Here is a 21,817-nt window from a genome sequence, read left to right on the forward strand (position 1 = left end):
GTCAGGCAGAGCCGAAGGTTTCATAGTGGATTTGGCTTCCGTCTATTCCGGCAGCTTCTAAACCTAACTTCAGATCAGTCACGAATCCGGCGGGACCGCAAAGCATGTAAAGCGCATCCGCACCGGTATCGAGCGCCAGAACCTCTGCGGCCGTGACACGGCCTTCTGCGTCGAAATCGCGGCCAACCAGATCGCCGCTGTCGGGTTGGCTGAAAAACACGCGTTTCCGTGCGCCGCGGGTCGCCGAGATCAGGCGGTCTGTTTCTTGGGACAGTGCATGGTGACGACCGTTGCGTGCGCCATGCACGAACCATACCTGGCGTCCGGTATTCTGTTGCGCCAACCGATGCAGCATGGCCATCATTGGTGTCAAACCAACACCCACGCTGACCAGAACCAAAGGGCGTGTTGAATCAGGTATCAGAAAATCACCAGCCGGAGGGCGGGCTTCGATCGTGTCTCCTATTTTGATGCTGTCGTGTAAGAATTGCGATGCAGTCCCACCTGGCTCGCGCTTTACAGTGATCCGGTAAGTGTCTTCACCGGGTTTGCCCGACAGGGAATAAGACCGACGTATCTTTACATCATGCGCAGGTATTTCGAGGGCGATCGGCAAATGCTGCCCGGCTTGAAAGGGTGACAGAGTATCGCCCTCGGCCGGAGCGAGGTGGAACGATGTGATCCCCTCGGCCTCGGATTTCTTGTCGACTACGGTCAGGTTTTGCGACGGGGCAGGGTCCGCTGACCAACGTAACGAAAGTGCCTCGGTCCGTTCAATCACCGCGTCGATCGTAACGTCGATCATGCGCAAAATGTTTGGATCACGCGCTTCTTCGGGCGCCCAGTCGATCTTGGCGCGCCCGGTCAGATGCAAAAGTCCACCGGTTGCGAAATCGACAAACAACAATCCGACACGGGGGTCTTGCAGCAGATTTCCAATCGTGTTGAAAAAGTTGTTCCCGGAATAATCCGGTATGCGCAACCGGGTTGGGCTGATCACGCGCACGAACCCTGGCTCACCGCCTCTATGCGAAGCGTCGTACCCATCCGAGGCCGCCTTTTGCGGGGCGTGATGACCGGAACCCAGGAAAAGCGTGTCAGCGGCACGGATGCGAGCGATTTGGCCGGGGCTGAGATGGTAGGATTCTTGGGCTTCTGTGGGCACGGTTCGCGGGGCGCGCCACCAGTCGCGTTCATTGATGTACTGCGGGCAGTTTCCGAATGTTTGGCGAATGTCTATGATCAGCCCTTGGTCTGAACGTCGGGTCCGGCCGCTAAGACGGTTGCGGCGCCTTGTGGCCAGTTCGATCCCGACGACCCCAATATCGGTCCCTTCCTGCAGGCTGTGTACCAGAGGGTCCAGCGGGTCAACTTGTGTATCCAACGTCAGGCGTTCCGGATCAGGAGACCCGATGAAACCATCAGGCCCTTCGATGATTGTTGCCCAGACCTGACCGTCCGAGTCACCTGAGGCGACGACGAGAAACGGTTGCGTCTGATAGAACGTACGGTGCTGTTCGGGCATGAAATCGCGTATATAGCGTGTTCCGATGGTGGCAATATTATCCGCGCCCGCGCGTTTTTGTGCGGCCAGTTCACCGGCATGGAATGGGGTATCTGCGTCGACCATCGGTTCACTCCTTCTTTATTTCCCAACACTGGGAACCCTTGCCCGAAGCTCTTTACACTCAAGTTTCGGGCAGGTTTGGTTCAGGCCACGAGGCCCGCAGCGGTGGAGGGCATCGGTTCAAAGCCATCCTGGGCCTCGAAACGCGCGATCCAGGCCCGTACGTTTGGGTAAGGGTCAAGCGAGACATTCCCCTCGGGCGCATGGGCGGTGTAGGAATAGCCAGCTACATCTGCAATGGTCGGGCGGTCGCCAACCAGCCAATCACGCCCCTCAAGGCCATTTTCTAGCTTTTTCATTGCCTTGGCTGCGGTGGCCGCGGCAAAATCGGCATCCAACGGAGCACCAAAGACTGTAATCAAACGTGCGGCACATGACCCAAACGCAATTTCACCTGCGGCAAGGGTCAACCATTTCTGGACAGCAGCTTCTCCGACTGGATCGCTGGGCATCCAGTCAGACGCATATTTCCGGGCAAGGTACACCAGAATTGCGTTCGAATCCGATACGACGACATCGCCATCTTGCAAGACCGGCACTTGACCGTTTGGGTTCATGTCCAGAAATTCTGGTGTCTTGTGCTCTCCGGCAGCCAGATCAACAAAGATGGCCTCATGCGCAATTCCTGCGAGCTGGGCGAAGACCAAAGCACGATGCGCGTGACCTGATTTCGGGAAATGGTGGATACGAACTGCGTCGGACATCTGTTGGCTCCTGTCATTCATAAGCTGTGTCTGACGGACAGATAACTCTTGCGAAGTTGGATGATAATTGTCAGATTTTGCGAATAATTAGGCCCTGAAAGGGCGCAATTAAATGGACAAGATTGATCGAATGCGCGCATTCGCGCTGGTGGCAAAAAATGCCTCTTTCACGTTGGCGGCGCAGCGGATGGGGCGTTCATCTCGACTGGTCAGCAAATATGTTGCTGATCTGGAAGAGGCATTGGGCGTGCAGCTTTTGAACCGTACGACACGCAGCGTATCCCTGACAGATGCGGGTGCGACGTATCTGGCAATGTGCGAACCGCTGCTGGATGGGTTTGACGAACTTGAGGAAACAGTCCGAAACGCCCAGAAATCACTGCGCGGCGTAATCCGGATTTCTGCGCCGACCGGCTTTGGCTCGGTGCGGCTTGCGCCGTCACTTGCGGCCTTTGCAACACAGCACCCCGAGGTCGAGATTGACCTGAACCTGTCCGACCGCAGGGTGTCGATCATTGATGAGGGTCTGGACCTCGCTATCCGGATAGGTCCGATGCGCGACAGTTCACTGAAAGTGCGTCAACTGGGGCAAATGCCTTTAATCGTATGCGCATCCCCCGCGTATCTGGACCGCGCAGGCACGCCGACAGACCCACGCGCCCTGGCGACACATGACTGCATTCTTGACGGGAACATGTCCGAGCCCGGGCTGTGGCGGTTCGATATCAAAGGCGAAGATGTGGCGGTTCCGGTAAGCGGACGGTTGCGCGCCAATGCCCCCGCAGCTTCGGCGCGTCTTGCGATGGATGGTGTGGCGATCGCACGATGTCCTGCTTACACAGTAGCTGAGGCTCTCAGGTCGGGTGCTTTGATCGAACTGTTTGCTACTTACCGTGTGGCACCTTATGTCGTCGCCGCTCTTTTCCCGCAAAATCGCCGTATGACGACCCGCGTCAGGCACCTGATCGACCACCTTGCAAAAGACGACCTCATCACAAACGCAGGCGCGTGACCAGGCGGGGGTATTTGTCTAAGATCACCTCAGACAATGAATTTGCGGAACGTATTTGCCAAGGCTGCGTTACTTGCCAGAAAAGAGCCTGACGAGAAGATGTCTTGATCCGGCCAAAGCGGGTGCACGACCCCTTTGGCTTCCTGCACCAACAGAATTCCTGCAGCCATGTCCCACGGACCCAGGTTCCGCTCCCAATACCCTTCAAGCCGCCCGGCGGCGACATAGGCAAGATCAAGGGCCGCAGCGCCGTTTCTGCGAATACCGGCACACTCTGGCATAAGTCGTTCAAGGTCCTGAAGGGCAGGTTTCAGATAGGTCACACGCCCCCCGGCAGGGACGCCAGTGGCAAACAAAGCTGCGGTCAGATCACCTTCGCCGCTGACCGATATCTGTCGCCCGTTCAAAAATGCGCCGCAGCTGCGTTCGGCTGTGAACATTTCGGCTTTCTGGGGATCGTAGATCAAGGCAGCCAGTACATCGTCGCCATCACATAACGCTATGGATATGGCCCAATGGGGAATACCTTTCAGGAAATTCGTCGTCCCGTCCAACGGATCCACCACCCATCGCAAAGCCGTCCCGATGCCCGCGCGCGTTCCAGTCTCTTCACCGAGCCAACCATACTTGGGATAGGTCGCGGTCAGGTGCAGATTGATTTCCGCTTCTGCCGTGCGATCTGCGTCGGATACGAAGTCGCCTTTGGATTTTTGTGAAATGTTTAGCGTGTCGCGGGTCTTGAAGGCTTGTTGCAACCCGGCCCCGGCGCGAAGCGCGGCCCGTGCCATCGCTTGCATGTGTTCAGACGCCTTGGGCGACAGCCAAGGAGTAACTTCCTGCGGCAACGTCATCTGTTGGAATACCGTATTCTATGGCAGAGGGTCGATGGATCTTCCAGAATAGACCCGTAATTCTCTGGAAGATCTGCGAATTCAGTTTCACCCGAAATCAATGCGTCCAGAACTGGGTCTGCCAACAGGTCAATCGCCTTGGTTAGCCGCATTTTGTAGTCCCAGCGCGCTCCCAAATGTGCGGGGATACGACCGACTTGGCTGCTGATGATCCGCAACCGCCTTTGATGGAATCGGGCACCAAGCGGCACGGTCGTGAGGTGATCACCATACCAACTGGCCTCGATAATCGTTGCTTCGACACCGGCAGCGTTTATTGCTGTCGCCAATCCGCTTGAGGTGGCTGAGGTGTGGATGACCATGTCTGCGTCTTCGGGCACGTTTTCGGGGGCGGCAAATGCACAACCCAACTGTCCGGCAAGGGCGGCCTTGTCCGGGTTGATGTCCACTATGCAAACCTCGGTTCCTGGCGTTCTGGCGCACAGGTATCCGGTCAGCGCGCCGACAACACCGCCGCCAACAATGGTCACTTTGCTGCCTGCGCAAACGCCCGCGTCCCACATGATGTTCAATGCCGTTTCCATATTGGCCCCCAACACGGCGCGGGCAGGAGGAACGGATGGGTTGATCGAAATGGCCGCATGTGAGGGTATGCTGAACCGTGTCTGGTGGGGATATAGCGCGAATACAGTCTCACCCTCACGCGGTCCGGATTGAACGGTGCCAACAGCCGAGTAGCCATATTTGACGGGGAAGGTGAAATCGCCTTGCTGAAACGGCGCACGCATGGTGCCATGTTCGCTGCGCGGTACCTGACCGTAAAACACAAGCCGTTCGGTGCCCCGGCTGATGCCCGAGAACAGGGTGGACACTTGTACATGGTCCAGGCCATCAAGGATGTCCGTTTCGCGTATTTCAGTGCTAGCGGCTTTGGTAATCCATAAAGCCCGTGTAGGCTGTTCTGGGTTGGCGGTCATTGTTCAAAGTTCAACTTATTCGCGTTAGGACGCATGAGCAGCGTTCCGGCAGGGTAAGGGGTAGGTGGCCACTTGTTCATGTCGAGGTTCCAGTGTGCAGTCAAACAGGACGTCGGTACCCAAACCATAGACGTCCGTCTTGGGCCGAAGGGCCTGCGCTAGGCTGGCGACCGGTGATGTGGTCAGCCCTTGTGGTCCGGCCCCGATCAATAGGGGTGCAACCGCGACATGCAGCCGGGTCAGCAGCCCTGCTTCAAGAAACTGAGCAATCGTGATGCCGCCACCTTCGATCAAGACGCGATTCAATCCGCGCTGACGCAAGGCGCCCAGGATTTGTGCTGGCGAAATCCAATGGGTGCGCGGCAACTTGACCACTTCGATATGGTCGGGACGCGGTGCATCTACCGATTGGATGACTATGCACCGGGCGTTCATGTCCTGCATCAGACCGATATCGTTTGGCATCCTCCCGTTTGGGTCAATGATCACGCGGACCGGATTTTGACCTTTGACGAGGCGAACGGTGAGGCGTGGGTTGTCATGCAGTGCAGTTTTAACGCCGATCACAACCGCATCCGACAAAGCCCGTAGACGGTGTAAATGTACCAGCCCTTCGCGCCCCGAGATGTCTTTGGCATCGCCCGACACAGTTGCAATCCGTCCGTCCAGTGATTGCCCGATCTGCCCGATTACCTGACCCGAGGGGTTCGGCTGTGCTAACGCTCCGTAGACAGAGATAGCCCGCTTTTCGCCTTCCGTCCAATCCGGATCGCACAGACAACCATGACCCGCTCGAACGGCAAGAATGCGGTCCCAAACCCTGGGTGTTACGTCAACGTCGTGCATTGGTTTCTCCGCATTCTGTATAGAGTTGAGCGACTGTCATCGCGGTACCGATAAGTGATCAGTGTGCCCAATCATCCCAAGCGTTTCCGCGACTGCGCCCCGCCTGTCTCTTCCCCAATCGAGGGCGTGTTTCGCGCCAGCCTCGTGGGCTGCCTGCGCGATTCCGTCTAAAACTGCGTCATGCAGTTGGGTCTCTTGCGGCCCCAACCGCCAAGGGCTTTGTGCGGAAGCAACAGTGTAGCCCACTATTTCGCTCAATTCCGCAAACCGTGACCCGGATAACGGCCCCAGCGCTGGTCCCAAACCTTTGTCGTTCGTCTGGTGCCGGTTGAACGCAAGAGTGACGACACAGTCACGTTCATCGTTGGGTGTCCAGCTCATTTGGCCATCGTAGTTCAGAGCCGTGTAGATTGGTATGCCCGCATCGGCTGCACGGAGGATCAGAGCATTGATCCAGCTTTCGGGCACAAGATCGAACAAGGCCGAAGCCGTGATCAGGCCGACGTCCCCGAGCGGCAGATTTTTTACGTCACCGAGATTGCCGACGACGCATTCGGCTTCGGGATGGCGATCACTTGCAATACGCAACAGGGTCGCGTTGTTGTCGAAAAAGCGCCAACGCATCTTGCCGAACCCTGCTTGAACAAATGCCCGGGCCGTTGATCCGGTGCCACTGCCCAGATCCAGTACAACGGACCCATCCTGAACGCTGCCTGCGGCTCTAGCGAGCAGTTTTGGATCGCGGGCCCGGTGATCGGCTGGTTCCCGAAGATTCAGCCAATCCGGTTCAAAGCTGGTTTCAGATGTCTGCTTCATACCACCCACGCGCCACATGGCTTTCGTGCAGCTGCACCCGAATGTGTTTGACGCGGCCATTGTCGCCCAATCCGCTGGTTTTTGCGACCGTCTTGAGTTGATCCCAAATGTGATAGCAAAGAAACTCTGTCGTTGTGATCTTGCCCTTGAACGCTGGGACTTCGTCCAGATTGGCGTAGCGCAGCGGGGCAAGCGTGTTGGCCAGAGCCTCGGTGGCCAAGCCGATATCAACGACCAGACCGTTTTCATCCAGATCTTCGGTGTAAAACGCCGCATCCACCACGAAGGTCGCGCCGTGCATCCCTTGCGCGGGGCCAAAAACAGGAGAGGGTAGGGAATGTGCGATCATTACATGGTCGCGGACTTCAACAGCAAACATAGGCGGTCCAGTTCATTTCGTGGGTCCAGAGGGGAAAGGCGGCACAATTGACTCGGCCACCCGTTTGATGACATCGGCGAAATGCCGGGTTGTGTCGTGCCAGCTCGGCAACCCTGCCGACTGTTCCAGTGAAGCCTGCGCAGCTTTCACCAACTGATCCGGGTCTTCCAGCAGGGTGCGCAATTCGGCTGCAAAGGCATCGGGTTGATCGGCGGGCACAAGACGCCCGGCATGGCCAACCGTTTCGGGGACCGCACCGACTGCGCAGGAAACAACCGGCAGACCGTGCAGCATCGCCTCGCTCAGGACCATGCCGTAGCCTTCGTATCGTGTGGCCAGAGCGAACATACTTGCGCGTCGGTATGCATCCTCGATGGCGGCACCATCGACCTCGCCCCTTAGTTGGATACGATTGGCTAACCCTGCATTCGAGATCAGTGATTGCAATTCTGCGGTATAGTTTGGGTCTTGCGGGCGGCCGATAATTTCCGCTTGCCAAGGCAGGTCGGCAATTTGCGCCAAAGCAGAGATCAGAACGTCGTGGCCCTTGCGCGATGACAATAATCCAACACTCAGGATCAGCGGTGGTGAAACAGGTGCTGAACCAGTCATGGGGCGCAGGAAGCCGGGGCTTGCCACAGTAATCCGATCAGGGGACACACCGAAATCGGCCCAAAGCGTCTCCCCGATATGGGTGCTGGTCACGATGACATGGGCGACATGTTCCAGCACTGCGGCCTCGTTGCGGATCAAATCCTGTGCGCGGGCGGGATCTGTTCCGGTTTCCAGCCCAAGCGGATGGTGGACAAGCGCGATCACAGGTGCGGCAATACTGGCGACACCTTCGGGTGGCATGGCGCCCAGAGCCAAACCGTCCACGATAACCGGGGTAGAGGCAGGAACGGCCCGCAGAGCATTCAGCGCAGTTTCCATGTCATGCGCAGGTGCATTCGGAAAACTGCCGGGCAGTTCCAGATGCGCGGTTGGGCAGCCGATTTGGTTCAACAAATCCAATACGGTCGCATCATAGATATAACCGCCGGTGCGCTGGTCTTTGTCTCCGGGTATCGCAAAAACGGCGCTCATGATGCGTTTTCCAAGGGATTTGTGTTCAACTCAGCTTCGGAGGGCATAAAAACAAAAGCAACCGCAGGAAGGGCGGCCAACAGCATCACAGCACCATAACAGATACCCATCGCGATCCCAGCTTCGGGCGATGCCCCCAGTATGGGAAAAAGCGCGGCGGCGGCGCCTTCTCTCCATCCCCAACCGGCGATCGACAACGGAACCAGCATGGCGCACAAGACCAAGGGCAGAACTGTCACGCTTGCCTCAATCGATAGTTCTGTTCCAGTAGCACGGGCGCATGCATAGAGGCCGAAGATCAACAGAGCAGCGGCCGTCATGGCATGAGCCGAAATCTCTGGGCGGACCATCAGCACAAGGCAGAACTTCGTAAAACGGGCTGTCTTTTGAGCCGACGCCAGCCAGATCAACACACCGAAAGTCAGGGTAACGCCAGCTCCCAGCATCCATCCTGTCCCGCTGGGCCATTCGATTCCACCCGGCCACAACAAACTAACGGACAGACCGGCAAAAAGGACCGCAAACAGAGCCACCTGACCCATAAGCCGCTCGGCCACGACGGATTGCGCTGCGCGTTTCAGGTCGCCATGCTGGCGTGTTCGGATTGCACGGCTGACATCGCCAACGACACCACCGGGTAACAGGGAATTGGCGAGAAGGGCTAGAAAATATTCCTTTAGCGCTGCGCGGAAAGTCATCTTCAGCTCCAACGCCCGCGCGGTTAGCTGCCATCGCCGTGCCATTGATAGGGTGCTGCAATTCAAGGCAAGGATTGCTATCACAATCCAGAACGGCTGAGCTTCGCGCAGTCTTTCCCAGACCTCTCCGGCCGCGCTCCACCACAACACGACGCCCAACAGCGCAAGTGATCCGAACAGGCGAAACAGGCGGCCACTCATCTCGGTTTCCCCGCTAATTGCCCCGAAGAAGTGAAGGCTAACAGGAAATCATCGCGAAACGTATCCATCCGACGTACCGGGCCATCTGCGGCGGGCGCTAGACCGTCAGCCCAGCCCCAGTGGTTAATCAAAGACAGAACATCTGTGGGGCCGATAACATGGATCGGGACATCGCGATTGTCACTGCCAGCCACAAAACCTGCGGCTTGATGATCTCCTGCGACAATAACCAGTGGTGCTTGCTTACCCAGTTTTGCCACATGCGAAAACACTGCTTGCAAACTGTAGTCGACCGCGCGGCGATAGGCGTCCCGCACATCATCGTGATCCTGCCATAACTCGCGCGCGGGGGGGCCTTGCTCGGCCATCGGTGTGAAAACGGTTCCATCGCCCAGGTCCTGATCCCTGATCATCCGCGGGATCGGTGTCCATGGTGCGTGAGACGAGATCAGCGCAACTTGAATGAAATCAGGCCGTGGGTCGGGCGGTAGCAAATCCTTATAGGTCGCCAGAGTGAACTGATCAGGCATAGTCACCCAGCCAAAACGTTTTCCGCGATAAGGAATGTCCGCGGCTGCAAATATGTGATCGAACCCCATCACGGCGCTTTCGGGCCACGCCAGCGTAATCGCAGGCATGATCGCCGCCGTGCGATAGCCGGCATCCCGCGCATAGTGGAACAACCACTTTCGATTGCTGACCAGCATCGCGTTGTAGCGTCCGTTATCCGACGTCCAAAGTCCGGTCGACAAGGCGCCATGTGCCAGCCAGCTTTCGCCACCTGCCGTGGGTGAGGTCAGCCAGCCGCTTTTGACGGACAGTCCCGCTTGCGTAAGGGCCGTCTCGGCGCTTTGTAGCGTCGGCAGGTGGGTGTCGGAATACAGTGGATTATCAAAGCTCGCGCGGCCATAGCTTTCAATCCAGATCAGTAGAATATCGCGGCCCGAAAGCCTATCCAGCAAACCTTGCGCTTGGCGCATCGGATCTGCCCGCGCCTCGCGACGGAACACAGACAGATCGTCAACGGTTGCCTGCATCTCGGTCCCACGCTTGAACACCAGCCGGGATGTCCACGCCGTGCCCGGAGGGCTTTGATCAAAACGCCAGTATTTAAGGTGATGCCCGGCGTCCGCCACGGCCCAGGATCCTGTGATCATTATGCCAAGCACCGCAGCCGTCTTCGCCCAAACGGGGGGTGACAGAGACCCCCAGGCTTTCAACCCAAATCGCAGCAATACGAAATAGATGGCCACCAGCGCGCCGCCTGTCACAGCCATCGCTATGGCCAAGGGCCTGCCAACACTGTCTTGCAACAAGCCAAAACCTGCCTCGATCAAAAATGTATCGACGATTGGATTAAAGGTGCGGTTATACGCGGTGAACGTGGCGTAGTCAGCTAGTTTCATCAGGCTGGCTGCGATCAAAAGGGCCGCCAGAATTGACGCCACCCCAGGAATCCTTCCGAATGCGATCATGAACAAAAGGATCACGGGTAATTCCAGCGGCCAGCGATTCACCGCAGACCAATTCATTGTGCCGGGATGGTTCGGCAGGACCAAAGCGCAAAAGACCAAAAGAGCGCCGAGGACAAGTGCGAAAGATAACCTCATGAGTTGCGGCTCAGCAGCCAACGGATATCCACGCCAAATGAGTAACTCAGCGCGATTGACGCACTGATGGAAATCGGCGCGATCAGAAAGTGAGGTGCCAACGGGCAAATGAGGATCAAAAGTGCCGTGATCTGTACCACGCAGATGGTTTTGCGACGAAAGGATGGCCTAAGCTCTCCTTGCAGTCGGGGTATTGCCCAACCAGCAATAACAAAGGCATAGCGAGCAAAACCAAGGATCAGAACTTCGGCCTGTGTGGTTCCGGATAGCATCAGCCACAGCGCAAGCACTGCACCCAAGGCGGCATCGGTTTCCATGTCGAACCGCGCGCCAAAATCGGATTTCAGTCCAGAGCGACGGGCCAGCCAGCCGTCCAGGCCATCCATCGCAAATGCACTTGTTCCGATACAGAATATCACCCAGCCCGACACAGTGTCGGCGACAAAAAGCGTGCCGAAAAGGAACGCCACAAGGGCCGCGCGCAGCAAGGTTACGGTATTGCAAAGGCCCAGCAACCTGTGAGGGTACGAAGTTGCCAACCCCAGCCCGGCAAGGGCCGAGGCCACGAAGAACGCAAGTAGAACCCAAAAAACGGTTGGCAGGGTTAACCATGCCAAGATTGTCAGCCCACACCCAATCAAACCTACCTGAAGCCAAAAGGAGGTCAGGGGCGACATCAGCCAGAGAGACTGGCGGTCGGTTGTCACGCGCTGTGACGCTTGGACTTTGGATTGCGGTGTCATAATCTATTGTGATCTAGCGTAGATTTCCCTTTTGACTAATCTCTTAACAAATGCCGAGCGTCATTATTCAGGTGATCACGAAACCTTGACCGAAGCAATCAATGGTAAATGGTCTGACGCCATGCGCAGATTCGGCGTCGACATAGCCTGTGCATCAAAGACCCCATCAGGCCGATCAGTCATAATTCGGTCCAGAGGCAACAAAGGGCGGCGTGACGGAAAGGTCGCCCGCGCGGGTCCTGCAAGCTTTTGCCCAACAAGACGTCTGTGAAACATCAAACCACCCCACGGCCGCCATTCGTTCAAGTCACCCAGAAGAATTGTCTGCATCTTAGGGCGGCGCGGCAAATATTGCCCGATGATACGCATTTGTATGACGCGCAAGGGTTGGAACAGCGATAAATGCGTAGAGAGAATTCGCATATCGACGCCGTCTCGCAGGGTCTCGACCACGACCGCGCCGCGGTGGCAATGCCCCGGAAGATCGACAACATCGCGGTGGGTTACCTCAAGAAGCGGATGAAGAAATAGAATGGTTCCCAGGAATCCGTCGCTTTGTGATCCCCATCGCATCGCATGCTGATCATGCTGGTAAACCAAGCCGGTGTCGCCCTGTATACGGCGCATGTCTAAAATTCGCGCATGTGGCCGGCACTCGCCATCGGCCTCCTGCAAGGCTAAAACGTCCAGCCGAAGAGGGGCCAGATCAGAAGCGATGGTTCGATGGATACGATCGGGATCAACCCGCTTGTCCGCTCCCTTGGCGCGGTGAATGTTCCAAGTGGCACAAGTTAGACGGGTTAAGCGCATTTAGTTTACTTTGTCGGTGCAGGGCGCGGGCTATATGGTTGTTTGACTACCTTTATCTAGTTCGACAATCGTCAAGGGACCAGCCATGCGCAATATTGCTTTAAGCTTTCTGATCGCAACCTCTCCAATCGCAGCGGCCGCCGAAATGGCGAGCTACGAACTGGACCCCGAACATACGACAGTGTTTTTTACCATAGAACACATTGGATATGCCGACACGCTGGGGATATTCGGCAATGTGCAGGGTATTTTCGACTATGACACCGAGACGCAGGAACTGGCGAATGTTCAAGTCGCGATCGACGCCAAAAGCGTCAACACCTTTAACAAGGCGCGTGACGGGCACGTTAAAAACAAGGATTTTCTGCATGTCTCGGAGTTCCCCGAAATCACCTTTGTCGCAGAGTCTGGTACAGCCGCCACGGACAATGCGGGCACAGTGACCGGAGACCTGACGATATTGGGCGTGACCCAGCCGGTGACACTGAACGTGAAGTTGAACAAGGCTGAACCCTACCCATTTGGGCACAAACGGTTTGTGCTTGGGCTTTCGATAGAAGCCTCCATCAAACGCAGCGACTATGGCATGACTTACGCGGTCGAGAATGGCCTTGTGGGTGACCTTGTGAACATAAAAATCGAAACCGAAGCTATGCGGATCGAATGACCCGTTTCGGCCTGCACCAAGCTTAAAAATGGTCTCATTTTTTTGTGCGCGTTTGTGAACGGTGCATCCATTGCGTGCGTAGTTCATGTGCCTAATGTCCTGACCACAGCAAGCATCGCCGTTTGTCATGTTTCGGGCGGCTGCCAGCCAGTGAAAGGACATTTGATGAAATCGTTGGTAAAAGCCGCACTAAGGGCCGCCATAGTTGGCACCTCGCTGGGGACCGTTGTGAATGCCGGAGATATCCAGGCTGGTAGTGAAACGGCCGCGCAATGCGCCGCCTGCCACGGTAGTGCTGGTATCAGTACGGCCGACAACTTCCCAAACCTTGCCGGTCAAAAAGAAGGCTACATCAAAAAGCAGTTGATGGCGTTCAAAACCGAAAGCCGCAAGGATGATTTGATGAACGCCATCGCAGCGAACCTGTCCGATGCAGAGATCGATAATCTGGCCGCTTATTTCGCCAGCCTGCCCGGGGGCGAAGCTGGGGCGGTTGCCAGCAATGAAACGGGTCTTGACGGATCGTTGATGGCGTTCCCGAAGGATCATGAAACCACGTTCACCCGTTATCACCGCAAAGGCTATGACGACCGTAAACAGGTTCGGTTCTTCAGCGGTAACGATTTGGCGCTTGAAGGGGTCAAGACCGGTCTGCCGTTCAAACCTGGTTCGTATTTCCTGGTCGAGATTTACGACGCTAAAAAAGACGCTGATGGTAATCTGCTAAAGGACGCTGAGGGTAAATTGATTGCTGGCGAGCGTAAGCTATTTACGGCAATGGAAAAGCGCGACGGTTGGGGGGATGATGTCCCTGAAATCTATAAGAATGACGATTGGCGTTATTCGGTCTTTGAAGTCGACGGCTCGAACAAGGCTGGTGTGAACGAAGCTCCGTGCATGGCCTGCCACAAGCCGCTGACCGAGGATGACTACGCGTTTACCGTTGACTGGGTCGAAGACTTCCACGCGTCACAAACGGCTGGCTATTCGCACAAGATCGTCGAGTAAAAGGGCGTTCGCCGCACTGTAGATTTCTGAAAACCCCGGCTGAATTGCCGGGGTTTTTTGCTTGTGCAGCGTACCCAAGGCTATCCCTTTTTCTTGCGCATGCTCAAACCAATGCGTTTGCGCTTGGTGTCCACATCGACGACGGCCACTGTGACAATCTGGCCGGTTTTGACCACGTCATGGGGATTTTTGACAAACCTGTCGGTCAACTGGCTGACATGCACCAGCCCGTCCTGATGAACACCGATATCAACAAACGCGCCGAAGGCGGCGACGTTGGTCACGGTGCCTTCCAGAACCATTCCGGGCTTTAGATCGGAAATCTCCTCGACACCTTCGCGGAAAGTCGCTGTTACAAAACTTGGACGCGGGTCGCGCCCGGGTTTTTCAAGCTCGGCAAAGATGTCTTGGACAGTCGGAAGGCCAAATCTGGCATCGACGAATTGCTGCGGTTTCAGTCGTTTCAGGGCCTGTTCATCCCCCATGATCTGCCGAATGTCTCGCCCGCAGGCAGAAACGATGCGCCGGGCTACGTCGTAGGATTCGGGATGCACCGAGGATGCATCCAGGGGCTCTTTGCCGTCCCGGATGCGCAGAAACCCTGCGGATTGTTCATAGGCGCGTGGTCCCAACCGCGCGACGTCCAAAAGTTCGGACCGCGTGGCGAACGGGCCGTTGATGTCACGATGTGACACGATGGCTTCGGCAAGGCCAGGCCCCAGGCCCGAGACGTGTGAAAGGAGCGGAGCAGACGCGGTATTCAGGTCCACCCCGACGGCGTTCACGACATCTTCGACGGCGGATGCCAGCGACTGCGATAACCGGTGCTGATCCACATCGTGCTGATATTGGCCCACTCCGATTGATTTGGGTTCGATCTTGACCAGCTCGGCCAACGGATCTTGCAGGCGCCGTGCGATTGAAACAGCGCCGCGCAGTGACACATCCAGATCGGGAAACTCACGCGCCGCGAGTTCCGAGGCCGAGTATACCGAAGCGCCCGCCTCGGAAACCACCACCTTGGTGGGCGCTTTCACTGACTTGGGCAGCAGTTTCAACGTGTCGGCGACCATCTTCTCAGTTTCGCGGCTTGCTGTGCCGTTGCCGATCGCGATCAACTCGATCTGATGCGCTTCGATCATAGCCAGAATGCTTGTCTGCGTGGCCTTCAGGTCGTTTTTCGGTTGAAACGGATACAGCGTGGTGGTGGCGATGACTTTGCCGGTTGGGTCGACAACAGCCGCCTTCACACCGGTACGAATGCCGGGGTCCAATCCCAGCGTTGCCTTGGCACCTGCTGGCGCGGAAAACAGCAAATCCTTGAGGTTATTCGAGAACACCTGAATTGCGTCATCCTGCGCCCTGCTGCGCAGATCGGCCATCAATTCAACCATAAGGGACAGGGACAGTTTAACCCGCCACGTCCAACCCGCCACCTTGCGAAGCCACACGTCTCCGGGTGCATCGCTGCGCGTCTGCAAACACGCAGCAACGATGGCCTCGGCGTGCGCCACTCCTGTCTCGGGTTCAGGCGCGATATCAAGTGTAACAATACCATCCTTGGACGCGCGCAGCATCGCCAACGCGCGATGAGAGGGCGTATTCGCCCAAAGCTCGACATGCTCAAAATAGTCGCTGAACTTGGCACCCTCCTTTTGTTTGCCGTCGATGACTTTGGACGTCAGATACGCTTCGCGTTGCATGAAGCCGCGTAAATCGCCAAGCAAGTTCGCATCTTCGGTCAATCGCTCGGCGATGATGTCACGCGCGCCGTTCAAGGCATCTTTGGTGGTGGGCACGGCTTCGGTTACATAGCGCTCGGCCAGTGCCTCAGGTTTGGCCGAGCGGTTTGTCAGGATCGTATCGGCCAGCGGCTCCAACCCGTTTTCGCGCGCGATCATGGCTTTGGTGCGGCGCTTGGGCTTGTAAGGCAGGTAGATGTCTTCCAGCTGCGCCTTTGTGTCCGCCCGAGTAATGGACTTGACAAGATCGTCGGTCAGTTTGCCCTGATCCTTAATCGAGCCCAGAATCGTTTCGCGCCGCGCTTCAAGTTCGCGCAGATAGGTCAGCCGGTCAGACAGCGTGCGCAGTTGAGTGTCGTTCAATCCACCGGTTGCCTCTTTGCGGTACCGCGCGACAAAGGGAACGGTGGCTCCTTCGTCCAGCAATTTCACCGCAGCACCGACCTGTTCGGGGCGGGCGCTGATCTCTGTGGCGATGGTGCGGGCGATGCGGTCCAAGGGGGCCTCCTGAATATTATCCGGAGGACCTACTTAGCCAGCCATATGCCGAAGGGAAAGAGGCCTTACACCTGAGCGGCTAGCGCCTGCAAATCGTCGTGCAGCGTTTTGGCAATTTCGACGTAACCACGTTCAGTGTTGCGGGCCCTTGCGGCAAAGCGCCTTTGCGAGGGCAGGCGTGCGCCCTGACCGATGATATCGGCGAACAAACGCTCGGCGCGGGTATCATTTGCGGCCAAACGGCCACCGCTGAACTGGGCCGGATCAAAAGCAAGAATGATCTCGCCGTGATAGGGCGCGCCGCCCGCGCCTTCGGCGTATTCCATGCTTTCAAGGCTGGTCAAATCGTCGATCAGAGGGCCTGCCATCAGCTCGATCATGATCGACAGGGCCGAGCCCTTATAGCCGCCAAAGGTCAGCATCGCGCCCTCCATCGCCGCCTGTGGATCGGTCGTGGGTTGGCCGTCCTTGTCGATGGCCACACCCTCGGGCAGGGGCTTGCCCGCGCGTCGATAGAGTTCAATTTCACCGCGGGCAAAGGCACTGGTGGCAAAGTCGAAGGTAAACGGGTCTTGCCCCTGACGCGGCCAACTGAAGGCCAGCGGATTGGTGCCGAGGCTACCGCGCGTGCCCCCCGCAGGGGCGACCCAGGAATGGCTGGGCACCATCGCCATCGCGGCCAGGCCAACCGCAGACAAGCGCTCGACCTCGGGCCAGAGCGCCGAGAAGTGAAAGCAGCGGTTGATCGCCATGGCGGCAATGCCGTGGGTTCGCGTCTTCTCGATCAGTACCGGCAGCGCCTGTTCGAAGGCCAGCAAGGACATGCCGTCCTGCGCATCCACCCGAACGATGGCATTGTCCGAATGTTCCAACACCGGCGCGACACGCCCATCGATCTTGCCCGCTTTCATGGTGTCGTTGCACATGAACAGGCGGAACAACCCGTGAGACTGGCAATCGTCGATTTGACAGGTCGCAAGCATCCCTGCAATTGCGTTAGCGTGGTCCGTTCCAAAACCGGATTTCGTCAAGATGTTGAGGCTAAGGGCCTTAATCTCGTCCAGTTCCAGTTTGACCGTCTCGTTCATGCCCCGCCCCTGCGCTGTCATTTGGTTATGACAGGCATAGCGCGGCGGGGCAGGTGAGGGAAACGGTTTTGAGCCTTAGCTCTGCGCCTCGTCCTGCAAATAGGCAATCACGTTGGTGATGTCTTCCTCTTTCTTCAGGCCGGGGAACTGCATTTTGTTGCCGGGCAGGGCCCCTTTGGGGTCAGCCAAAAAGGCAGCCAGAGTTTCAGGGTTCCAGACCAGCCCTGACGCCTTCAGAGCATCCGAGTATTTGAACCCTTCCGCTTGTGCTGCTTGTGCACCGACGATTCCGTACAATGACGGTCCAACGCCATTCTTGCCTTCTTTGATTTGATGGCAGGCTTTGCATTTGCGGTAGACTTTCTTACCGGCTTTAATGTCGCCTTCCACCGCAGCGACGGCGACCGGGGTTGCAGCGGCAGCGGGTGTTGCCTCGGCTTTGTTTTCATCCATGTTGAAGAACAAGCGCGCAGTGACTGGTACGGTGCGGGTGATGCCGGGCAGGCTGGCCAGTTCCATCAGCTTGTCGACACCTGCATTCACGCCTGCGTCTTCGGTGCTGATAAACACCATGTCATTGGTTGACACCATAACCGACGTCTCGGATACGCGGACAACGAACATTTCTGCCTCGAATTCCACGTCTGTCCCCACCAGCGTAAGTACCGCTTCGACGTCAATTACCGCGGTTTCGCCTACTCCAAGCGCCTTGACCTCGGCCATGTCAAACTCGGCCTTCAGGGCGGCAGTGCCCGCTTTGCGGAAGACGTGCTCGATCATCCGCTCGTTACGGATGTCGATATTCGTTTCGACCGACGACAGATCGATTTCGATCTCGGCCTTGCCATCTGGACCCACGTGACCGGAAAGGTTGGTGAAGGAATTGACCTCGCCCACGGTATCTTTCTTGATGGTACCATACGCCAAATGAGAGTTTTCAGGCGACAGGGTCCAATGCTCGGCCAGTACTGGCGTTGCAACAATTGCCGACGCAATCGTGACTGCTTTCAACAGAAGTTTCATTTCTTTCCTCCACGGGTTATGTCAATTCTGACCAGGCGGGCCCGGCTCGTGAATGTCAAACACACACAGGTCACTATTTATTCAATGGTTGGTGCAATTAGTTCCGAACAAGCCGTACGCGGCGCGATACAGACGCATTCAAAACGCGTCTGGCGGTTTGGGCTGGCCTTGTCCGGCGCCTCCGACGTAGCCGACGATTTATTGCAATCCACTTGCCTTCGCGCGCTCGAGCGCCATCATCAAGTGACATCACATGACCGGTTGGACAGTTGGCTGATGACGATCTGCCGCTCGATCTGGCTGAATGAAGTCCGGGCGCGCTCGGTTCGGAAGGCGCAGGCGCTGTCGGTCACACCCGAAGCAGAATTAATTTCGCCTGAAGCTGACTCGGAAACGAATATTTTCGCAGCTGAGGTGTTTACTCAAGTGATGCACCTGCCTGAAGCGCAGCGGGAAACGGTCATGCTTGTGTTCGTTGAGGGCTATAGCTACCGCGAAGCGGCTGCGATGCTGGATGTGCCGATTGGAACCATTATGAGCCGGTTGTCTAACGCCCGGCAGAAACTTAAAACCGTGATGCAGCTAAGTGCTGCAGACGCCGTTCGACGGAGTGGCAAATGAAGTTTTCCGATGAGACGCTGATAGCGTATCTGGAAGGCACAGTGGATGACGACCAGGCAACCGCGATTGAACACGCGGTCGAGGACGACCCTGAGCTCGAGGCGCGCCTTATGGCGCTGGACCCGTTCGCACCTATGGTGCAGGCGGTATTTGAAAAGGTGCCCGCCGAGGCGCCGAAAGTTGAGCTGCCAGAGCCGCAGCCGGTGGAATCTTCGCATTCTTCAGGCGGACCGTGGCGCCTGATGGCCGTTGCGGCTTCGGTGGCAGTTGTCGCTGTGTCAGCAACGTTCTGGACAACCCGGCCTGAACCTCTGGGTTGGGCGCAGCAGGCGGCGATCTATCAGTCGCTTTATGTACCAGACACGATTGCGTCGCTGGACAACTCGGAACAGGCGCTGAAAATGCAGTTCGATTTGGCAGAGGCAGAGCTGGGACGGTCCTTGAACCGCGAAACGCTTGAAGCTTTGCCAGGAATGGAACTGAAACGCGCGCAGGTTTTGTCATTCAATGGCAAACCGCTGGTTCAGGTGGTATTTGCCGACGAACAAGGCCAACCCTTCGCCTTTTGTATCATCCGACAAGGTGAGGGTGCCCCCAGTAAGGACGTCAATCTTGCCGAGCTTAGCGGTCTGGCAACGGCGACATGGTCCGAAGGTGGCTATGGTTATATGCTGATTGGCAGCAATCCGCAGACACCTCTGGAAGGGCAGCTGGATATTCTGACCTCAAGTTTCGCCAGCTGATCAATCTGCTGCAGAAACGTCTTGTGAACTGGTGGAAATACCCGAAATATGCCGGGTATGACCACTAAACCTGTCAGGCCAGACCCGGAAGACGACGACTCGCTGGGGCCGCGCAGCATCTATGATGCTGATCCGCCAGAGGAAGACGATCTGTGGTTTCTGCCCGCCGACGCCGAGATTGACGAAGATTTTCTGCCACCGGGCCCGAAGGCCGATCGCAGAACACTGTTCGACTTCAGGGATTGGCGGGCCGCGCAGGCCGAACTCTCCTATGAACTGGCGGATCTTGCGGCAAGTTTCGGGGCTCTGGACGAGAGACTACGAGCGGGTCCAGAGGGATGGACGCATCGGTTGGCACTGATGGATGTTTCAGACCTAGGTTGGTGGACCGGTGACCGGATTGGCGTTGATCGTCTGGCGCTGTGGACAGGGTTGCGGATCGGATCGACCGGAGATGACGTTCAGGCGTTGTTTCGGGCAGGTTGGGCCGTCAGACGCCTGACAACCGGAGCTGGCCCGGCCGAGGGTGGCTGGACCACTGGATTGACCGCATTTCTTGATCGTATGGCGCTTGACATGGACGAGGTCCCCGAGGCGATTGCTGATTTGGCGGACGTGATGGACAGGGTTGCAAGCCTGCACCCGGTTACGCAAGCAGCGATTGCATTCCACGCATGGCGCGCTCTGTCTCAGGGCATGGGACAAGACACAGAGGCTGCGGTCATTGCCGCCCGACACGCGGCAACGATGGGCCGGGGAGGCGCCCTTTTCATGCCGGTTGCACTGTCTGGACCGGGTGCTTTACGTGGGGTTGGAGAGGTCAACGATAAGCTAAGTGCATGGATCAAGGGGTTAGGTCAGGCCGTTTTGGCTGCATTGCTTCACTTGGACCGTGTCAGCGCGTGGGAACTCCGTGCTCGGGATCTGACGTCCGATCTGAGTGGGAAAACCCCGCCAATGCTGGTTGATGTGCTAGCCGCGTGGCCAATGGTTTCGGTTCCTTTGGCTGAAGAATTGACCAAGGCGTCACGAGCGACCGCGCAGCGTAACATTGACCTTTTCACGTCGCGCGGTTTGATCCGCGAGGTGACAGGGCAGGGACGTTACCGTGTCTGGACCGCAGCACTGTAATCCATGATCCAGTTGCGAAAGTCGCGGGCGGGGGGTCGCAAAGCAGATTTGGACGGGTAAATCAGGTGATAGGCTTCTTGCCCCGCAACGTCGATGCCGGGCAGGCAGGGCACAAGGCCCGACAGGGCCATGACCCGGTCAGATGCAGGGGCACGCGCCAAGGCAATACCGCCTCGGTTGGCGGATAGCTCAGCCGCCATTATGGAATTGTCGGCAAAGAAAAACCGGGCCCGCCCAGCTGGAAGGCGCAGTGTTTCGAACAGATGAAGCCAGCTGGCGCGATGGGTTGAAACTTCGATGAGGGTGAACTGAAACAGGTCCTCAGGGCTATGGATGCGATCCGCGATATCTGGCGGAGCGACGGGGTAAAGGCGTTCGCGCAACAATTCGTCGCCCTCAGTGCCGAAAAGTGTCGGGTTTCCGAAAACGATTTGAAGATCGGTAAATCGATTGGCAAAGTCTGCCGTCAGATTACCGGTCGTCAAAGACAGGTTGATCCTGGGGTACAGGTCCTGAAACGTTGGCAACCCGCTGGCCAGAATACCATGCGCAAACAAAAGCACCGACTGAACGTACAAGCGTTGCCCGCGCGTTTCGCCAAAAAGACCCGTGGTCGACGTTTCCAGCATCAAAAGCGATTGCTGGACCGAAGGCAAATAGGCGCGACCTGCCTCGGTCAGTGTCACAGAGTGGGCATGGCGATGGAACAGGGGCGTTCCCAGTTGATTTTCCAGGGCTTTGACTTGCTGACTGACGGCGGCTGAAGACATGTTCAACTGCCCAGCCGCGCGCGCAAAGCTTTCGGTGCGGGCCGCAGCCTCGAAGACACGAAGCCAATTGAGGGATGGGATGCGGGACGACATGAATTCAGGCTAAGCTCAACTTATCCTCACGGGCAAGACACAACATTCTGCCTTACTTCGGATAACGTCTAAG

At 57.1% G+C, this 21,817-nt stretch carries 22 protein-coding genes; 6 read left to right on the plus strand and 16 right to left on the minus strand.

Annotated elements, in window-relative coordinates:
• Position 1 precedes the first annotated feature (1 nt).
• Together AC2FF7_RS18785 and AC2FF7_RS18790 are read right to left on the minus strand one after the other, a co-directional pair.
• A complete protein-coding gene (locus AC2FF7_RS18785; RefSeq protein ID WP_496906135.1) occupies positions 2-1,630 on the minus strand; it encodes an FAD-binding oxidoreductase in 1,629 nt (542 codons plus the stop codon).
• Between the two features lie 80 nt (positions 1,631-1,710).
• Positions 1,711-2,331, minus strand: a complete 621-nt coding sequence (locus AC2FF7_RS18790) for a glutathione S-transferase family protein (RefSeq protein WP_480868461.1) — start codon at positions 2,329-2,331, stop codon at positions 1,711-1,713.
• A 112-nt stretch (positions 2,332-2,443) separates the two neighbouring features.
• Here AC2FF7_RS18790 and AC2FF7_RS18795 point away from each other — a divergent pair, with 112 nt between their 5' ends.
• Positions 2,444-3,343 (plus strand): LysR family transcriptional regulator, encoded by a 900-nt coding sequence (locus AC2FF7_RS18795; RefSeq protein ID WP_480868459.1) that lies wholly within the window; start codon positions 2,444-2,446, stop codon positions 3,341-3,343.
• A gap of 29 nt (positions 3,344-3,372) precedes the next feature.
• Here AC2FF7_RS18795 and AC2FF7_RS18800 read toward each other — a convergent pair whose 3' ends face one another.
• The 10 genes from AC2FF7_RS18800 to AC2FF7_RS18845 all read right to left on the minus strand — a co-directional run bounded on the left by AC2FF7_RS18800 (position 3,373) and on the right by AC2FF7_RS18845 (position 12,360).
• Positions 3,373-4,194, minus strand: coding sequence for an inositol monophosphatase family protein (locus tag AC2FF7_RS18800; protein ID WP_480868457.1), 822 nt, complete (start codon positions 4,192-4,194; stop codon positions 3,373-3,375).
• Positions 4,191-5,171 (minus strand): zinc-dependent alcohol dehydrogenase, encoded by a 981-nt coding sequence (locus tag AC2FF7_RS18805; protein ID WP_480868455.1) that lies wholly within the window; start codon positions 5,169-5,171, stop codon positions 4,191-4,193. Before AC2FF7_RS18805 ends, AC2FF7_RS18800 begins: the two co-directional genes overlap by 4 nt.
• A gap of 24 nt (positions 5,172-5,195) precedes the next feature.
• Entirely contained in the window at positions 5,196-6,017 is an 822-nt protein-coding gene (locus tag AC2FF7_RS18810) for a RibD family protein (protein WP_480868454.1), read from the minus strand.
• Between the two features lie 36 nt (positions 6,018-6,053).
• Entirely contained in the window at positions 6,054-6,833 is a 780-nt protein-coding gene (locus AC2FF7_RS18815; protein WP_496906136.1) for a class I SAM-dependent methyltransferase, read from the minus strand.
• The gene (locus tag AC2FF7_RS18820; RefSeq protein WP_496906137.1) at positions 6,817-7,212 is read right to left on the minus strand and encodes a 6-pyruvoyl trahydropterin synthase family protein; all 396 of its coding nucleotides are present in this window, start codon (positions 7,210-7,212) and stop codon (positions 6,817-6,819) included. Before AC2FF7_RS18820 ends, AC2FF7_RS18815 begins: the two co-directional genes overlap by 17 nt.
• A 12-nt stretch (positions 7,213-7,224) precedes the next feature.
• The gene (locus AC2FF7_RS18825; RefSeq protein WP_480868448.1) at positions 7,225-8,298 is read right to left on the minus strand and encodes a glycosyltransferase family 4 protein; all 1,074 of its coding nucleotides are present in this window, start codon (positions 8,296-8,298) and stop codon (positions 7,225-7,227) included.
• Positions 8,295-9,197, minus strand: a complete 903-nt coding sequence (locus tag AC2FF7_RS18830; RefSeq protein WP_480868446.1) for a lysylphosphatidylglycerol synthase transmembrane domain-containing protein — start codon at positions 9,195-9,197, stop codon at positions 8,295-8,297. The genes AC2FF7_RS18825 and AC2FF7_RS18830 overlap by 4 nt, the downstream gene beginning before the upstream one ends.
• Positions 9,194-10,807, minus strand: coding sequence for a sulfatase-like hydrolase/transferase (locus AC2FF7_RS18835; protein WP_480868444.1), 1,614 nt, complete (start codon positions 10,805-10,807; stop codon positions 9,194-9,196). Before AC2FF7_RS18835 ends, AC2FF7_RS18830 begins: the two co-directional genes overlap by 4 nt.
• Positions 10,804-11,424 (minus strand): CDP-alcohol phosphatidyltransferase family protein, encoded by a 621-nt coding sequence (locus AC2FF7_RS18840; protein WP_480868442.1) that lies wholly within the window; start codon positions 11,422-11,424, stop codon positions 10,804-10,806. The genes AC2FF7_RS18835 and AC2FF7_RS18840 overlap by 4 nt, the downstream gene beginning before the upstream one ends.
• 201 nt (positions 11,425-11,625) lie before the next feature.
• Complete coding sequence (locus AC2FF7_RS18845) at positions 11,626-12,360, minus strand: endonuclease/exonuclease/phosphatase family protein (RefSeq protein ID WP_496906138.1); 735 nt, start codon at positions 12,358-12,360, stop codon at positions 11,626-11,628.
• 85 nt (positions 12,361-12,445) lie between these two features.
• Between AC2FF7_RS18845 and AC2FF7_RS18850 the strand changes: the two genes are divergently transcribed.
• Together AC2FF7_RS18850 and AC2FF7_RS18855 are read left to right on the plus strand one after the other, a co-directional pair.
• Positions 12,446-13,027 carry a YceI family protein gene (locus tag AC2FF7_RS18850; protein WP_480868440.1) on the plus strand — a complete coding sequence of 194 codons (582 nt, stop codon included), beginning with the start codon at positions 12,446-12,448 and terminating at the stop codon, positions 13,025-13,027.
• A gap of 165 nt (positions 13,028-13,192) precedes the next feature.
• Entirely contained in the window at positions 13,193-14,035 is an 843-nt protein-coding gene (locus tag AC2FF7_RS18855; RefSeq protein WP_496906139.1) for a cytochrome P460 family protein, read from the plus strand.
• An 80-nt stretch (positions 14,036-14,115) separates the two neighbouring features.
• Here AC2FF7_RS18855 and AC2FF7_RS18860 read toward each other — a convergent pair whose 3' ends face one another.
• From AC2FF7_RS18860 to AC2FF7_RS18870, 3 genes are all read right to left on the minus strand, one after another.
• Positions 14,116-16,275 carry a Tex family protein gene (locus tag AC2FF7_RS18860; protein ID WP_496906140.1) on the minus strand — a complete coding sequence of 720 codons (2,160 nt, stop codon included), beginning with the start codon at positions 16,273-16,275 and terminating at the stop codon, positions 14,116-14,118.
• A gap of 65 nt (positions 16,276-16,340) precedes the next feature.
• A complete protein-coding gene (locus AC2FF7_RS18865) occupies positions 16,341-17,363 on the minus strand; it encodes an Ldh family oxidoreductase (RefSeq protein WP_170754271.1) in 1,023 nt (340 codons plus the stop codon).
• Positions 17,364-17,438: 75 nt separating this feature from the next.
• Positions 17,439-18,386 (minus strand): c-type cytochrome, encoded by a 948-nt coding sequence (locus AC2FF7_RS18870; protein WP_170754268.1) that lies wholly within the window; start codon positions 18,384-18,386, stop codon positions 17,439-17,441.
• Positions 18,387-18,434: 48 nt separating this feature from the next.
• On the opposite strand from AC2FF7_RS18870, the gene AC2FF7_RS18875 reads away from it, so the two are divergent.
• The 3 genes from AC2FF7_RS18875 to AC2FF7_RS18885 are packed head-to-tail and all read left to right on the plus strand — an operon-like array spanning position 18,435 to position 20,881.
• Positions 18,435-19,007 (plus strand): RNA polymerase sigma factor, encoded by a 573-nt coding sequence (locus tag AC2FF7_RS18875; protein WP_331251810.1) that lies wholly within the window; start codon positions 18,435-18,437, stop codon positions 19,005-19,007.
• A complete protein-coding gene (locus AC2FF7_RS18880) occupies positions 19,004-19,750 on the plus strand; it encodes an anti-sigma factor (protein ID WP_480868433.1) in 747 nt (248 codons plus the stop codon). Before AC2FF7_RS18875 ends, AC2FF7_RS18880 begins: the two co-directional genes overlap by 4 nt.
• Positions 19,751-19,807: 57 nt before the next feature.
• A complete protein-coding gene (locus tag AC2FF7_RS18885) occupies positions 19,808-20,881 on the plus strand; it encodes a helix-turn-helix domain-containing protein (protein ID WP_170754265.1) in 1,074 nt (357 codons plus the stop codon).
• On the opposite strand, the gene AC2FF7_RS18890 is transcribed toward AC2FF7_RS18885, so the two are convergent.
• Entirely contained in the window at positions 20,854-21,744 is an 891-nt protein-coding gene (locus AC2FF7_RS18890; protein ID WP_170754263.1) for a LysR family transcriptional regulator, read from the minus strand. The two genes, AC2FF7_RS18885 and AC2FF7_RS18890, sit on opposite strands and share 28 nt — an antisense overlap.
• Between the last annotated feature and the right edge of the window lie 73 nt (positions 21,745-21,817).

The organism is Ruegeria sp. YTSC325 (genome assembly GCF_059609525.1).